The sequence below is a fragment of the Parageobacillus sp. KH3-4 genome (assembly GCF_022846435.1).
Lineage (GTDB): Bacteria > Bacillota > Bacilli > Bacillales > Anoxybacillaceae > Parageobacillus > Parageobacillus thermoglucosidasius_A.
In genome coordinates, this window is record NZ_AP025627.1 from 3089706 (window position 1) to 3104109 (window position 14404).

Below are 14404 nucleotides of genomic sequence, written 5' to 3' on the forward strand. Positions count from 1 at the left end.
GTGAAAGACAGTACTATCTTGCCATGCTGTGAAGCAACGAACCTCTACACAAGAGACCAAAGGGATGTCTGTCTTGAACAAAGAAAAACTTTTCGCAAATGGGGTGTTCATCAAACGCTACCTCGTTTGAACAAACTTTCTCCCCTTTTCAGCGAAGCGGGATGCAATCAATACAGGATTGCATCCTGCTTTTTTTATGGTAAAATGGAACAAAAAAATAAGAAAGGTGGCTTTTTCTAGTGAGTGAATGCATTTTTTGCAAAATTGTAAACGGAGACATTCCTGCGGCAAAAGTGTACGAAGATGAACATGTACTAGCATTTCTCGACATCAGCCAAGTAACGAAAGGGCATACGCTCGTCATTCCAAAAGTACATAAAGAAAACATTTTTGAGCTCACTCCAGATGTTGCAAGCCACGTCTTTACTGCTATTCCAAAAATCGCGAACGCGATCAAAAAACAATTTTCCCCAGTCGGCTTAAATTTACTAAACAATAACGGCGAACAAGCAGGACAAACGGTTTTTCATTACCATGTTCACTTAATCCCGCGCTACGGCAAAGGCGATGGTTTCGGAGCCGTATGGAAATCGCACGCAAGCGATTACACATTTGACGATTTGCAAACCATTGCCGCAACGATTCAAAAAGGATTGGAATAACAACAAAAGGAAGCGCTCTTGCCCGCTTCCTTTTGTTGTTTTTATTGTTGTTTTAACGCATCTTGCAAATCTTTATCTTGGATGTCCACTTTTGCGTCTTTTACTAATTTATCCACTTTCGATTGCACTTTCGATGGGTCGAGCTTGCTTCTTTTCACTTCAAACTCAATTTCATCTTTCATTTCATTAAACGGCTTTTTCTCTTCTTTATCCGTTACTTTTATAATATGATATCCATATTCTGTTTTTACCGGATCGCTAATTTCTCCAACTTTTAACTGATATGCCGCATCTTCAAACTCTTTTACCATTTTCCCCGGTCCAAACCAACCTAAATCGCCGCCGTTCGACGCCGATCCTGGATCTTGCGAATATTGTTTCGCAAGCTTCGCGAAATCTTCGCCCTTGTCAAGCTTCGCTTTAATTTCTTTTGCCGTCTTTTCATCTTTCACCAAAATATGGCTCGCTCTAATTTTCGGCTTATAGTTCTTATAATAGTCTTTTAACTCTTTTTCCGTTACCTTGATATCTTCCATCGCCGCTTTTTGCCGCAAAAGATCGAGTTTCACCATGTCGCGAATCGCTTTTTCCCCATTTTGCTGGACTGCTAAATCGTATTGCGTCCCATACATTTCTTTTAAGTTTTCGATTTCTTTATCGATTTCCTTGTCCGTTACTTTATATTTTTTGCTTAACACTTTTTCATCGACAAGGTCGCGAATCACTTCCTTGCCTACTCGCGCTTTCATTTCATTGTAAAATTCTTCTTTTGTAATATCACCGTCCTTTGTTTTCACAATGACTTCATCGCCGTTATTGCACGCTGACAAAGCGAAAACGGAGGCGACGGCTGCCGCAATCATCCATTTTTTCATTTGTTCCACAACTCCTACGCCAATTTTTTTGCAAAAAAAATTACAACAATAACTATATCATATTTTTCCTAAAGAAAAAAACCTTTTTCCGTTAGTCATCCGCCCATACATGTATTTTTTCATCACATATGATGATGATGAAGCGGATATGGCTGAATGGGCTCCTTTTGGAATTGAAAGGAGGTGTTACAATGAGCGCACCTTATGCGGGAGGCTTTGCGTTAATTGTCGTGCTGTTTATTTTATTAATTATCGTTGGATGTGCATGTTTATTCTAATCGCTATGTTTTTCCCTATCCACCATACGCCTGCAAAAAAGCTGGCAGCACGAGCTGTCAGCTTTTCTCTATGTAAATAGCACTTCAAAATAGGAGGAAATTAATAAAATCGTAATAAGGACATTGATGGTGCGAAAAACACCAGGTTGCTTTTCTTCCGGTATTTCTCTTTGCGCACAAAGACGGGACGTTAATTGATTAATGAGAAATAAAATAATGACAGCAAGGGGTATAAAGTACACCGTCAAACCTATTTCCCCTCCTATTCATGGTAAAAATATCATAATTACTCATTTACTTTACAATGTTTTGTTCTATAAATCAATATGATTTTTACAGAAAAATCCTCTTCCTCCGAAAAAACTTTTCTATTGGTTGTTTTTCGCCAATTCGGTAAAATATACATAACAACTTGTCGATTATGTTTGACAAAAGGAGTACGTATATGGAAACGCTGGAGGAACGAATCGCCAAACTGGAATTTCATCGATCGCTGCTAATGGAAATGGTCGATAAAACCAAAAAACCGTTTTATTATCTTGTTATTCAAGCCAATTTAACAAAAGAAGAAGTGGATGAGGTGCTCGCCCTTTGCCAACAGTTAAGCGAAGAATACGAAAAACAAAAAGCGGAAGGGCTGACGATTTTCACCCCGCTTCTCCTTCATTTCGCGGGCATGCTTCATCCAAGCCTTCCGCTCGAACAGACAGTCGACGCTCTCCTTCAACAGCAAATGTTTGTTCCTCTGATGACCGAATTGAAAAAGTTAATCAAAACCGTTAGCTAGGTTGGCCTGTCAGTTCTTTTTCCTTTTCTTGCGTCTTCGCGGCGTTTCGTTTCACTAGCTTTCCATCTTGCTCAACGAAATCGTTTTTAATATTTTCAAACGCCCTTTCGAAAATTTCCATAAAATCATCCCCGTAAATATTGCGGATGATACACATCATTTCTAAAATTTCTGGAAACTTTCCGTACAAATCGCGCAGCGGCAACGCCCCTTTAAACACGGCGTTTTTCGTCGGATCGTACGATTCCATTAGTTTCAACAACACTTCTTCTCCTTTTTCGGTCAGTTCAATATACGTATTGCGCTTGTCGTCTTGCTTTTTCGAAAAGGAAAGCAAGCCTCTTTCTTCTAATTTTTTCGAAAAATTAAACGCCGTCGACACATGCATCACGCCAAATTTCGCGATTTCCGAAATCGACGCTCCTTTAAAATGATACGCAATCCATAAAATATGATGTTCATTAATGTTCAAGTCAAACGGCTTAATCCATTGCTGCCAATCCTTTTCGATCGATTTCCAAAGCGCCTTGCTTAACTGGGCAATCCGTTGGCTAAATAGCATCGCCTCTTTTATAGAATAATTTTGCTCTGTCGTTTTCATCGTTCCACCCACTCTTCCCTCACCGTGTTTTTTACTTTCTATTATGCCAGTAAAATAAAAATTAATAAAGGATAAAAATGTTTAATTTTATGATCATCCTCTGCCATTCATAGCGGCAAAATAACGGACATATAGTAAACATAGGAGGAGAATGCAATGATATATATGCGGTCGTTTTTCTTTATTGTTAGCTTCGTGTTTTTCTGCCTTTTCATCTACACGCTTTTTTCATTATCGAAGGCGAAAATGTACCCACCAAAAAAAATTTTGCAGCAGCGTGCTTTCGTTTATATTGGAATAACATTTTTTTGCTTTGCCACTGCCTGGCTTCTGCGATACGTATAGTGTGATAGCAAAAAACCCGACCAAGATGATGATCGGGTTTTTTGCGATTGTTACACATGCGCTGTAATGTTCATCCGCTTAAAAATCGACGAGACAATTGGATAGATAATCACCATCACAATCATATTAATCGCAGCCGTCGGCAATACAACAGTCAGAAATAAAGCGGAAAAAGTCGCTCCCCCTGGCAGTCCGACTAACAAAAGCGCTGCGGTTAAAAAAATCGTGCCGGAAATGGCCGTACCGACAGCCGTCAATATTGTGGCAGAAATCACCGTTTGACCATATTTTTTCAAAAGCAACACAAACGCGAAAAACACAAAAGCGGTGATGATTTTGTCAATGATATTTGGAACCTGTCCTCCCGGAAATCCTGTTGTCATCGCGGAAATAACGCCTGTCACAATCCCGACAAGCCCCGCTGTTTTTACATTTGGAAACAATAAAATGGCTAGAAACATCATTGTTAGCATCATGTCCGGCTTCATCCCGAAGAAAATTCCCGGAATAACGGCGTGCAATACCGCCCCGATTCCAACTAGCAATGCCAATGAAACTAACACTCGCGTATTCATGCTCATCTCTCCTCATCTATTCTAGCCTGAGCTCCTCTAATCGCGTGCTCGCACCTATTACGAGAATTTTTCTATTATTATATCACTTTGCAGTATAAAAGTGAAGTAAAAAAATTAGCTAAACCGACGGTAAAAGTCATTCATAAATTCTGCTAGCGCTTCACACGCCTCAAGCGGAACAGCGTTATAAATCGACGCGCGGCAGCCGCCAACGGAACGATGGCCGGCTAGTCCAACAAATCCTTTTTCCTTTGCCTCCGCTAAAAATCTCTTCGTTAATTCTTCATTTGGCAGTGTAAACGTGACATTCATGAGCGAACGGCTGTCCTTTTCCGCATGCGGGGCGTAAAACCCGTTGCTTGCATCAATCGCTTCGTACACAACGGCTGCTTTTTCTTTATTGCGCGCTTCGATCGCTTTCACGCCGCCTTGCTCTTCTACCCATTCAAGCACGAGCGAAATCATATAAATCGCAAACGTCGGCGGCGTATTGTACAGCGAATTGCTCGAGATGTGAGTGCGGTAGTCAAGCATCGTCGGCAGGTTATCAGGAATGCGCTCTAATAAATCATTGCGAATAATGACGACAGTCACGCCGGAAGGACCAAGATTTTTTTGCGCCCCTGCGTAAATCAACGCAAATTGTCCAACGTTGATTTCCCGGCTTAAAATATCACTGGACATATCGGCAATAAGATCAATTGGCAAATCAGGAAATTCATGCCACTGTGTGCCGAAAATCGTATTGTTGGAGGTAATATGTAAATAGGCGGCGTTTTCGGAAAGCTGAATGTCTTCCAAACGCGGAATGTACGTATAATTCGCTTCTTTGCTTGAAGCAGCAATATGGGTTTTCCCAATTTTTTTCGCTTCTTTGAGCGCTTTTTCCGACCATGATCCCGTAAGTACATAATTGGCCACTTTATCTTTGCCAAGCAAGTTCATCGGCACCATCGAAAACTGCAAGCTCGCTCCCCCTTGCAAAAACAGGACATCATGCGTATCGGGAATGTTCATTAATTTTTTTAGCCGCTGCTTCGCGCTGTTGTGCACCGCATCGTATTCCTTGCTGCGATGGCTCAGCTCCATTACTGACATTCCCGTATTTTGAAAATTGAGAAGCTCTTCTTGCGCCCGCTTCAATACTGGAAGCGGCAGCGCTGAAGGTCCTGCGTTGAAATTGTATGCCCGTTTCATCATTTCATCCCCCACTTTATCTCTTTAATGAATAACAGTTACTATTATCCTAACATGAACTGAAAAAAAATAAAAAGAATTTTTCAAAAAAATCAAGTCCTTGTGTTCTACAAGGACTTTGCCTGCTGGCGCCGCTTTCTCTCCTCGCGAATGCGCTCCATATAAATTTCTCCTTCTTTTTCAATCATCGCCTCATCTATTTCACGCTCTTTCGCTGCCGTCCTTACCGTCATATAGCCGCTGAAAATAATGCCGGCAACGACCAAGTAAATCCACCATGGCATGCTAAACATGCACATCCCCCTTTTTATGTAGCTTGTCTTACTACAATATACGCCAAACATGGACGTAGTATGCATAAACCTTACTTTCAACTGATATTATTATAAACATTCAGGCTCTGGCTGAAAGATTTGGAAATAAAGGTAATGGCCATATCCATCCCCCTTCAGGATCTACATCCGATTTTTCTTTCTTACTTCTGTCGTTCACGATGATTATGTTTACATGGGAATTTATTTTTCTGTTGGCAATCGTTTTATGTAAAAACGCGATTTTTAAAATGATCAGCCTGACATTACTTGCCTCGGAATTTTTTGCTTCTTTACGGATTGGGATTTAATCGCATGGGAGAAGCATTGCCCGTCACCAATCGCCAAAACATGTTAAGAACGATCCACCTGTTTGCCGGGATTTGTTTTATCCTTTTGTATATCTAATGACGCGAGGAATATAAAGGCTCGATAATGCTATTTAAATGGCGCTTGTAGTCAGGCATTAATATGAAAAGGGGGGGGAGATTACCGGTCTCCCCCCTTTTTTTCTGCTTTTAAAACAGAAGAAAACATCGGTTTATAAAACGAACGATTTTCCAGCGCGTAAATTCGCTCCGTAAATTCTCCCGGCTTTACTTTTTCAAGCGCCCGGTCAATCATGTTCAATTTTGCGTCCAAGTTGTCAATGTAATGCAGAATTTCCGCTTCTTTCACCATTGGCGGCTTCGGGCTGCCCCATTCCGTTTTTCCATGATGGGAAAGGACCATATGTTGCAGCACGACAACTTCTTCCCCGCTAATGCCAAGATGTTCGGCCGCTTTTCCGATTTCGCTCACCATAATCGAAATATGGCCAAGCAAATTGCCTTCCAGCGTATACGATGCCGACACCGGGCCGGATAGTTCGATCACTTTGCCGAGATCGTGCAAAATCACGCCAGCGTATAATAAGTCTTTATTCAACGATGGATATAAATTCACAAGCGCTTTTGCCAATTCCAACATCGACACGACATGGTACGCCAATCCGGAAATAAATTCATGGTGATTTTTCATTGCCGCCGGATAATCAAAAAATCTTTGTTCGTACTTTTTTAACAAATAGCGGGTAATCCGTTGGATGTTCGGATTTTCCATATCGAATATGTATTGTGTAATTTTTTCCATCATCTCTTCGCGCTTCATCGGGGCGGTTTCGAGAAAGTCGGATACACGAACATCGTCCCCAGCGTGAGCGGGGCGAATCGAACGAATCTTCAGCTGCGTTTTACCGCGGTAATTATGAATGTCGCCAAACACTTTGACGATGCTTTCCGGCACGTAGACGCTCTCATCTTCCGGCGACACGTCCCATAATTTTGCTTCAATATCCCCCGTTTTGTCCTGCAAAATTAACGTTAAAAACGGTTTTCCGTTACTGGCGATCCCTTTTGTCACTGACTTAATAAGCAAGTAGACATCTACCTGTTCCCCGACATCATAATGAATGATCCCTTTCGCCAACCTATTCTCCTCCGTTTCCAAATTTGCGTATAGTTAAGTATACCACAATTGCATAAGCGCTAAAAATATAAGACCTTGCATGCGCAAGGCCTTACTTTTTCGTCAGCTGCACCGCTTTTTTCATATCTTTCCATGAACCGGCTTTCCCATACATAAGCACCCCGCCGCGGTACACCTTTGATCCGAAAAAGGCGAGCAAACCGATTGTCGCGATTAATAAAGCAAGGCTGATCGCCACTTCCCAAACTGGAACAGACAGCAATCCAACCCGTAAAAACATAATCATCGGCGTGAAAAACGGAATGAACGATGTCGCCGTAATAAAAGACGATTCTGGCGCGCCTAAGCCAAACATCGCGATCATAAATGCGGCAATCACCAAAGTCATCACCGGCATAATCATTTGCTGCACGTCTTCCACGCGGCTGACGAGCGAACCGAGCACAGCAAATAATGTCGCATATAAGAAATAACCTAAAAGGAAGAAAATAATCGCATACGCAAATGTCGAGACAGGAAGATGATCAAAGCCAAGAAACTTCCACAATTCCTGCCCGCTGCTTTTCAGTGCCGCAAAACCGACGGCAAATAAAATCGCAAATTGCGTTAAGCTAAGCAGCGCAACCCCAAGAATTTTTCCAAATAACTGCTGGAGCGGTGGGACGCTGGATACTAAAATTTCCATGACGCGCGACGATTTTTCCGTCGCCACTTCCGTTGAAATCATGCCGCCGTACATAAGCACAAACATGTACATCGCAAACAGCAGCACGTAAACAAGAACGCGCGCCTGATTCAGCTCTTCTTCCGTTTTCGCGTTTTTTTCCAATGCCACTTTTTCAAACGGCACCGGCTCATACAATTGCGCGATTTGCTCTTGCTTCAGACCGAGTTTTGCTGTCGCCAGCGCTGTTTTCAGCTGCTGGAGCGCTTGCTCAAGCTCGCTTGGCGTATCGCTGTCGGCAATTGTGTTTGCATAATACGCCGCTTTCGGCAGCTGTTTATCGTCAGCCGAAAGGATAAGGAGCGCATCCCATTTGCCATTGCGGACAGCCGCCTTTGCCTTTTCTTCCGAGCCGGTCGCCTTCTTTAACTGGAGATCATCGTGTTTTCCTTGTTTCAGCTGTGCCTCGAGCGGTTCGTAAAACATTCCCGTTGTATCGATGACGGCGACCGTCGTTTTTTCATCCTTCGTAAAAAATTCGATAATATGCTGGATGTTCGCGATCGCAAAGACGAAGAGGCTCGTAATGATCGTCGTGATGAGAAACGATTTCGCTTTCAGCTTTGTCGTATACGTATGCCAAAGCACAATCCAAAACTTATTCATACGCCGCACCCACTTTTTCAATGAAAATATCGTTTAACGAAGGCTCTTCTAGCGCAAACTTGCGAATAAATCCTTTATTGGCAATATAAGAAAGGATTTTTTGCGACACGTCTTCATTTTCGATTTGCAAATGCACGCCTTCCGCGGTCCGCTTCATTTTGACGACTCCCGGAAACTCTGCCAGTTCATCAAGCGGCATATCGGCATGAATAATAATGTTCTTTTTGCCAAACGACCGCTTCACTTCTTTCAACGACCCGTATACCACCGGTCGCCCCCGGTGCATAATGCAAAGATGCTCGCACAGCTCTTCGACATGTTCCATCCGATGGCTTGAAAAGACAATCGTCGTTCCATTGTTTTTTAAATCGATGACCGCTTCTTTTAACAGCTCGACATTGACGGGGTCAAGCCCGCTGAACGGCTCATCTAAGATTAATAGCTTTGGCTTGTGTAACACGGCAGCGATAAATTGAATTTTTTGCTGGTTCCCTTTCGAAAGTTCTTCTACTCGCTTTTCCGCATACTCTGGCACGTTAAACCGCTCAAGCCATGCTTCCATTTCTTTTATAATCGCTGCTTTCTCCATGCCGCGCAGCCTGCCTAAATAAATAAGCTGCTCCTTTACTTTCAGCTTCGGGTACAATCCGCGCTCTTCCGGCAAATAGCCGATAAGGTGGCTTTTCGAATAGTCGATTTTTCCCCCATTCCATGTAATCGTTCCTTCTGTCGGTTCCAGCAAGCCTAAAATCATGCGGAACGTCGTCGTCTTACCCGCCCCGTTCGCGCCAAGAAATCCGAATAAGTTTCCTTCTGGAATCGTTAATGTAACATCGTTGACCGCTGTCACTGCACCAAATCGCTTTGTCACATGCTCTAACTGTAGCGTCATTCTCACTCCCCCAGTTTTAGATAAAAATTCCACCATCCTAATTACACGTTTATCATAGCGAAAAGTTTCACAATTTAGAAGGAATTTTTCAAAAAATAACAAAATAATAATATGAACCACTATTCATCAGAGGAGGAAACGGGAATGCCAACGTACACGTTGACGGCTTTCGACAAAAGCGGGGAAAAACTGTTGGACGAAACGTTCGAAGCAGCGAACGACGAGGAAGCAAAAAAAATCAGCGAGCAAAAATTGCGCGAACATAACTGCTATGATAAAACGCACCGTTGCGTAACATCAAGCGGAAAACTGATTTTGTTCCATCGTTAATATGACCGGGTTGCCGAAAGCAATCGGTGTTTGAACAGAAAAGGACGTGGGAAACAATGAAAGATGTGCATGAAACGCAATCAACGGAACAGCTCCACCATGATGCCAAAACCTTTACACCCATCGAAGGCTTGCACAAGATCACAGGCGGCGCATGAAACCGAAAGAGCTTACGGCTCGATTCACAGCCAAAAGGAGTTAGACGGATTGGATATGATATGGTTGGCTTCGTTCTTTTGATGGCAGCGATAATTCTTTTACATGCTTTTGATTAATTCGTTAAACAGCCAAAAAAACAGGCCTCAGACACTTGTCTAAAGCCCGTCTATCCAAACAACGCTTCCAGCATTCTTAACTTTTCTTCCGTATAGTGGACAAAGTTTTCGTTATACGCTTTCGGCTCCTTCGGGTTGGCAAAGCGGGTAATTTTCCGCGTTTTCGGATCGACAAATTTGCTCGAGGCGCCGCAGCCAAGCCCGATGATGGACTGTTGTTCTTCCATAATCATAATGTTGTAGATGCTTTCTTTTCCCGGCAAGGCATAGCCGACGTTTTCAAGGTTGCCGAGAATGTTTTTTTGTCGGTACAAATAATACGGAACGTAGCCGTGCCGTTTCGTCCAAGCTTGTGCCGCTTTCATCATTTCGCTGATTTCACCGCGGTCAGCGACTTTGTATTTCGCTTTGTTTTTCGTCATTTCTGATGCCCGTTTAAACGAGAGCGTGTGCACGGTTAATGACTCCGGCATCAGTTTTTCCGTTTCCGCCAACGTATGCGTAAACTCTTTCAGCCCTTCTCCCGGAAGCCCGATAATGACATCCATGTTAATGTTGTTCATCCCCATCCCGCGGGCGAGATGGAATTTTTCAACCGTTTCGTCAACCGTATGATGGCGGCCGATCGCTTTTAACGTTTCTTGGATGTACGACTGCGGGTTAATGCTGATGCGGTCGATGTTCCATTTTTTCAGCACGTTCAGTTTCTCCGGCGTAATCGTGTCGGGACGCCCCGCTTCAACCGTGATTTCACGGACACGCTCAACGTTTGGAAACGACTCGTACATCTCTGCATACAGCCGGTCCATTTCCTCAGCGCTAATGCTCGTCGGCGTGCCGCCTCCATAATAAATCGCCGTAATATTGATGCCGCGCTCTTTTAAAAAGCGGCCGATTTCCCGCATTTCGTAATGCAGCCCGGCTAAAAAAGCATCAACAGAACCTTGGCGCCCGTTAATGGCGTAGGCCGGGAACGTGCAATAGGCGCATTTCGTCGGGCAAAACGGGATGCCGATATAAATGCTTACCTCATGGGCGAGATCGTATAAATCCGGCACGACCGCAAGCTGGCGGTCGACGATTTCCTGCATCAGCCTAATTTTTTCTTCCGTCACCAAATACTCTTCACGAAGCTGGCGGTGCGCTTCCTCTTGCGAAAGCCCAGAACGCAGCATTTTATGCAGCAATTTGACAGGGCGGATCCCTGTTAGCACGCCCCATTGTTGAATAAGGCCGGTATATTGCTGCAATAACGTCACATATACATAGAGCACCGCGTATTTTATTTGTTTGAAACGCTCTTTCTCCTCAAGGTAGCCGGATATGTCTTTTTCATGATCCGCTTCATATTTGTTTCCCGTCGCTTTTTCTGTCAATATTCCATGGGCATAAACGCGCTTGTCGCCGCTTACGGAAAGCGCGACGATTATATCCGCGTCACCGCCCTGCTCCAGCACTAGCTCATATTCTTCAAAAAATAATCCTGTGATTACTTCCAACGGGCGTTGGAACCGCCCGATATCGTGCAATCCTTCGATTTGGATACGCAATGGCATCACCTTCCACGTCAAGCTTATTCCAGTGTACAGAAGGAGATTCTGCTTCGTCAAGCGGAGAGATTCACCAATAAAAAAGAAGCCGGGACGAGATACCCCAGCTTTCTTTTTTATCGTTTCATTTTCAATTTTTTCAAAAATTCTAGACGTTGCTGTTTGCGGAAATGTTCTTTAATCATGTAGGCGACTCCGAGCTGTTCGTTCGAGCGCGTCACCCAGTCAGCCACTTTTTTCACTTCCATAGGAGCATTCCCCATCGCGACTCCTAAGCCAGCCGCCTCAATCGCTGGTATATCGTCTAGGCTATCGCCGATTACAACCATTTCTTTCAAAGGAATGCCTAAATGGTTGCCAAGACGTTGCAATCCTGCAAGTTTGGACACTCCCCGCGGCACGATTTCCATTTTTCCGTTTTGCTGCATGATCATATCGACGGTCGGAAACGCCTTTTCCAATACTGCAGCTGCTTCATTTCGCTCCTTTTCGTTAGCAAAATACACATCTATTTTCGGAACCGCTAATGGTTCATCGATTAATATGTCGCCAAGCGAATCGACAAACTGGGTTGGATAAAAAAACGGATCGCCAGATGACAATACCGTTTTTGCGACCAAATTTTTTTGCACTTTTTTCCGGTTGCCGATCGAATAACGCTCATGCATCAATCGAATGTTACAATAAAAGTTTTCAAGCACCTGCACGATATTAAATGTCCGTTCTTCCGGAATAAGCGCTTCAAATATTTTTTCATTCAGCGATTTTCCGATCATCGCACCTTGAAATGTGATCAATTCGCTATTCAATTTTAACGCCTTCGCGATTTTTCTCGCCGCAAGCAAATTTCTGCTTGTCATCAGCGTCACGTAAACTCCTTTTCGTTTTACGTATTCCACCGCTTCTTTCGTTTCCCGCTGCAAGCGGCCGTTGTTTTTTAAAATCGTTCCGTCAATATTGAGAGCAAGCAACTTATATGCCACGCCGTCTCCCCCTTTTCGAAAAGTTGAGTCTTGCCCGCTTCTCTCTTGTCATTCAATCTTCCTTCTGCATGGTTTAGCGGCCTTTCGCTGTTCTCCCTTGTCTAGCTTTGGGAGCGATCGACTCGCGACGCTTCGGTCCCTGCTGTAGCCGCAGTCTTTCTAGCGCGTGTCGCCGGAGCCACGATGGCGACATTTCGCCGTTTCCTGCAAGATGCAGGCTGCCTTTAGGCGAAATTGGAGCGCCCTTCGCTTTTCTTTCTGTCACTTCATAGCTATGATAAAACGGACAAAAAAAGAACACTCAATATGAGTGTTCGCGTTTATTCTGCGAATGAACGATACAGTTCTTCCAGCGGCTTCATTGCAATTTGTTGAACATCTGCCATCACCATGCTCATCCGTTGTTCGAGCGTCATCAGCTGGGCAAGCTTTTCGTTTTGCTGGGCGAGCGTCATCGCTTTTTGCGCTTGCTCCACTTCTTCTGGAAAAATTTCAGCGCCAGTCATTTGTTTTTCATGGAGGCGCATTTGCAAATCGCGGAAATTCGTAAATATGCGATACGCTGTTTCATCGCGGCGCACCGCCTCGTACGCATGTTTTAATTGTTGGAAATCACTGCTTGCACGGATCGCTTGCCCAAGTTGCTCGGCAAGGGCATATAGTTGATTCGACATAAAAAAGCCTCCTACAAAAAAAGTAACATATCACTATCATAACGTATGCGCCAAGAAAAAGCGATATGACTAACAAAAAGAGGGACAGCCTTACAGCCATAAGCCAATGATTCCTTGGAAAAACCCAATGATTCCGCCTAATAATGCACCTAAATATGTAATCATTTTAAACTCGCGCCGCGAAATCGACAAAATCATTTCTTCAAGACGTTCCACGGAAAACGACTCGACCTCAAAACGGACGATATCGGCCAATTGCAGACGCTCGATGATCGCTTCGACTTGATCGCTGATCCATCGCCCGCCTGCTGCCACCGCCTTCGGAATCCATTCATTCATGATCCGCTCCCGATATGGGGCAATGAGCTCGGCAAGCGATCGTGCCAAAAAATCATCTCGTTCAACAGCACTGATGATCAAGCAACGAAGAGATTGGCGAATCCGTTCTTTGCCAATCAGTTCCTCAACCACCGCAAAAGGATAACTTGTTAGTTTATTCCATTCGTTGAATAACAGCTGCGCAAATAGTTCCCTCGTTCCAGAATGGCGGAAAAATTTGATGATCTCCGGCTGCACTTTATCGACAAGGTTGGCGTTGCCGAGAAACATTTGCAGCATATTGCCAAACATCCCGCGGCCGCTAAAAAATTCATCGATCATTTTAGCGATTCGCTGTTTTCCCTCTTCACTTTGAAAATAGTCAAGCGCCCGGTCAGCGATGTAATTCGCTAAATCGCCAATCCGTGCCTCGATTTTCTTTTGTACTTCGTCAGGAAATACATCGCGAATCGCTTTTGACCGCATCGGCTCCATTCCCTGTTCGTACACCTTGTCCAACCATTGAACCGCTTTTGTGCGAATGAGCTCCTCTGGTTGTCTGATTCCCATTTGTTCTAGAACTCTCCGCACTGTTCGCCCGCGGGAAAGCCATGTTTCCACAAATTGTTGCACCTGTTCTACCGCACCGTCCGTCCATTCGTTTGTCATTAATTTGCGGCGAATGCCTTCTGGAGTTAATAAATGTTCGACGACCATCTTTCCAAGCTGTTCGGCAAGCTCTTCGCGCCGCTTCGGAATCAGCCCCGGCGTGAACGGAAGCCGTTTTCCGAACATATACACCGGATGATGCGGGCGGAACAACATTTTGATGGCAAGAGAATTTGTTACTCCACCAATTATCGCCCCAACGACGATCATAAACAACAAATAAAAAATCGTCCCCATGTTTCTCTCCTTCCGCGTATGTCCACTATCACCAAAATTAGGCGAGAA

Annotated in this window: 18 protein-coding genes; 5 read left to right on the forward strand and 13 right to left on the reverse strand. The window is 44.0% G+C overall.

The features are described from left to right. Positions 1 to 239: 239 nt before the first annotated feature. On the forward strand, positions 240 to 662 hold the full coding sequence (locus MWM02_RS15520; RefSeq protein ID WP_064552569.1) for an HIT family protein: 423 nt from the start codon (positions 240 to 242) through the stop codon (positions 660 to 662). Positions 663 to 703: 41 nt separating this feature from the next. Here the strand turns inward: MWM02_RS15520 and MWM02_RS15525 are convergent, their stop codons facing one another. Further along, entirely contained in the window at positions 704 to 1537 is an 834-nt protein-coding gene (locus MWM02_RS15525) for a peptidylprolyl isomerase (RefSeq protein WP_064552570.1), read from the reverse strand. 191 nt (positions 1538 to 1728) lie between these two features. Between MWM02_RS15525 and MWM02_RS15530 the strand changes: the two genes are divergently transcribed. Then, a complete protein-coding gene (locus MWM02_RS15530; RefSeq protein WP_099458908.1) occupies positions 1729 to 1815 on the forward strand; it encodes a YjcZ family sporulation protein in 87 nt (28 codons plus the stop codon). A gap of 68 nt (positions 1816 to 1883) precedes the next feature. Here the strand turns inward: MWM02_RS15530 and MWM02_RS15535 are convergent, their stop codons facing one another. Next, a complete protein-coding gene (locus MWM02_RS15535) occupies positions 1884 to 2063 on the reverse strand; it encodes a hypothetical protein (RefSeq protein ID WP_064552571.1) in 180 nt (59 codons plus the stop codon). 197 nt (positions 2064 to 2260) lie between these two features. Here MWM02_RS15535 and MWM02_RS15540 point away from each other — a divergent pair, with 197 nt between their 5' ends. Beyond that, on the forward strand, positions 2261 to 2602 hold the full coding sequence (locus tag MWM02_RS15540; protein ID WP_064552572.1) for a YhaI family protein: 342 nt from the start codon (positions 2261 to 2263) through the stop codon (positions 2600 to 2602). Here MWM02_RS15540 and MWM02_RS15545 read toward each other — a convergent pair. After that, entirely contained in the window at positions 2595 to 3203 is a 609-nt protein-coding gene (locus MWM02_RS15545; RefSeq protein WP_198401604.1) for an HTH-type transcriptional regulator Hpr, read from the reverse strand. The genes MWM02_RS15540 and MWM02_RS15545 overlap by 8 nt on opposite strands. A 165-nt stretch (positions 3204 to 3368) precedes the next feature. On the opposite strand from MWM02_RS15545, the gene yhzF reads away from it, so the two are divergent. Then, positions 3369 to 3548 carry a membrane protein YhzF gene (gene yhzF / locus MWM02_RS19695; protein WP_481861778.1) on the forward strand — a complete coding sequence of 60 codons (180 nt, stop codon included), beginning with the start codon at positions 3369 to 3371 and terminating at the stop codon, positions 3546 to 3548. A 50-nt stretch (positions 3549 to 3598) separates the two neighbouring features. Here the strand turns inward: yhzF and MWM02_RS15550 are convergent, their stop codons facing one another. The 6 genes from MWM02_RS15550 to MWM02_RS15575 all read right to left on the reverse strand — a co-directional run bounded on the left by MWM02_RS15550 (position 3599) and on the right by MWM02_RS15575 (position 9320). After that, positions 3599 to 4123: a tryptophan transporter gene (locus tag MWM02_RS15550; RefSeq protein WP_064552575.1), complete on the reverse strand. Its 525-nt coding sequence runs from the start codon at positions 4121 to 4123 to the stop codon at positions 3599 to 3601. A 114-nt stretch (positions 4124 to 4237) separates the two neighbouring features. Next, positions 4238 to 5320 carry a 3-phosphoserine/phosphohydroxythreonine transaminase gene (serC, locus tag MWM02_RS15555; RefSeq protein WP_244402393.1) on the reverse strand — a complete coding sequence of 361 codons (1083 nt, stop codon included), beginning with the start codon at positions 5318 to 5320 and terminating at the stop codon, positions 4238 to 4240. A gap of 107 nt (positions 5321 to 5427) precedes the next feature. After that, positions 5428 to 5613 (reverse strand): sporulation YhaL family protein, encoded by a 186-nt coding sequence (locus tag MWM02_RS15560; protein WP_064552577.1) that lies wholly within the window; start codon positions 5611 to 5613, stop codon positions 5428 to 5430. A gap of 507 nt (positions 5614 to 6120) precedes the next feature. After that, the gene (yhaM, locus tag MWM02_RS15565; protein ID WP_064552578.1) at positions 6121 to 7098 is read right to left on the reverse strand and encodes a 3'-5' exoribonuclease YhaM; all 978 of its coding nucleotides are present in this window, start codon (positions 7096 to 7098) and stop codon (positions 6121 to 6123) included. 91 nt (positions 7099 to 7189) lie between these two features. After that, complete coding sequence (locus MWM02_RS15570) at positions 7190 to 8428, reverse strand: ABC transporter permease (protein ID WP_244402394.1); 1239 nt, start codon at positions 8426 to 8428, stop codon at positions 7190 to 7192. Continuing rightward, positions 8421 to 9320 carry an ABC transporter ATP-binding protein gene (locus tag MWM02_RS15575; RefSeq protein WP_064552580.1) on the reverse strand — a complete coding sequence of 300 codons (900 nt, stop codon included), beginning with the start codon at positions 9318 to 9320 and terminating at the stop codon, positions 8421 to 8423. Before MWM02_RS15575 ends, MWM02_RS15570 begins: the two co-directional genes overlap by 8 nt. Before the next feature lie 144 nt (positions 9321 to 9464). Here MWM02_RS15575 and MWM02_RS15580 point away from each other — a divergent pair, with 144 nt between their 5' ends. Then, entirely contained in the window at positions 9465 to 9650 is a 186-nt protein-coding gene (locus tag MWM02_RS15580; protein ID WP_064552581.1) for a YhzD family protein, read from the forward strand. Between the two features lie 325 nt (positions 9651 to 9975). Here the strand turns inward: MWM02_RS15580 and MWM02_RS15585 are convergent, their stop codons facing one another. The 4 genes from MWM02_RS15585 to MWM02_RS15600 all read right to left on the reverse strand — a co-directional run bounded on the left by MWM02_RS15585 (position 9976) and on the right by MWM02_RS15600 (position 14356). Next, positions 9976 to 11481, reverse strand: a complete 1506-nt coding sequence (locus MWM02_RS15585; protein WP_244402395.1) for a coproporphyrinogen III oxidase — start codon at positions 11479 to 11481, stop codon at positions 9976 to 9978. A gap of 110 nt (positions 11482 to 11591) precedes the next feature. Continuing rightward, positions 11592 to 12458 carry a Cof-type HAD-IIB family hydrolase gene (locus MWM02_RS15590; RefSeq protein ID WP_244402396.1) on the reverse strand — a complete coding sequence of 289 codons (867 nt, stop codon included), beginning with the start codon at positions 12456 to 12458 and terminating at the stop codon, positions 11592 to 11594. Between the two features lie 320 nt (positions 12459 to 12778). Continuing rightward, on the reverse strand, positions 12779 to 13132 hold the full coding sequence (locus MWM02_RS15595) for a YlbF/YmcA family competence regulator (protein ID WP_244402397.1): 354 nt from the start codon (positions 13130 to 13132) through the stop codon (positions 12779 to 12781). Between the two features lie 90 nt (positions 13133 to 13222). Beyond that, positions 13223 to 14356, reverse strand: a complete 1134-nt coding sequence (locus MWM02_RS15600; protein ID WP_244402399.1) for a DUF445 domain-containing protein — start codon at positions 14354 to 14356, stop codon at positions 13223 to 13225. Positions 14357 to 14404 lie beyond the last annotated feature (48 nt).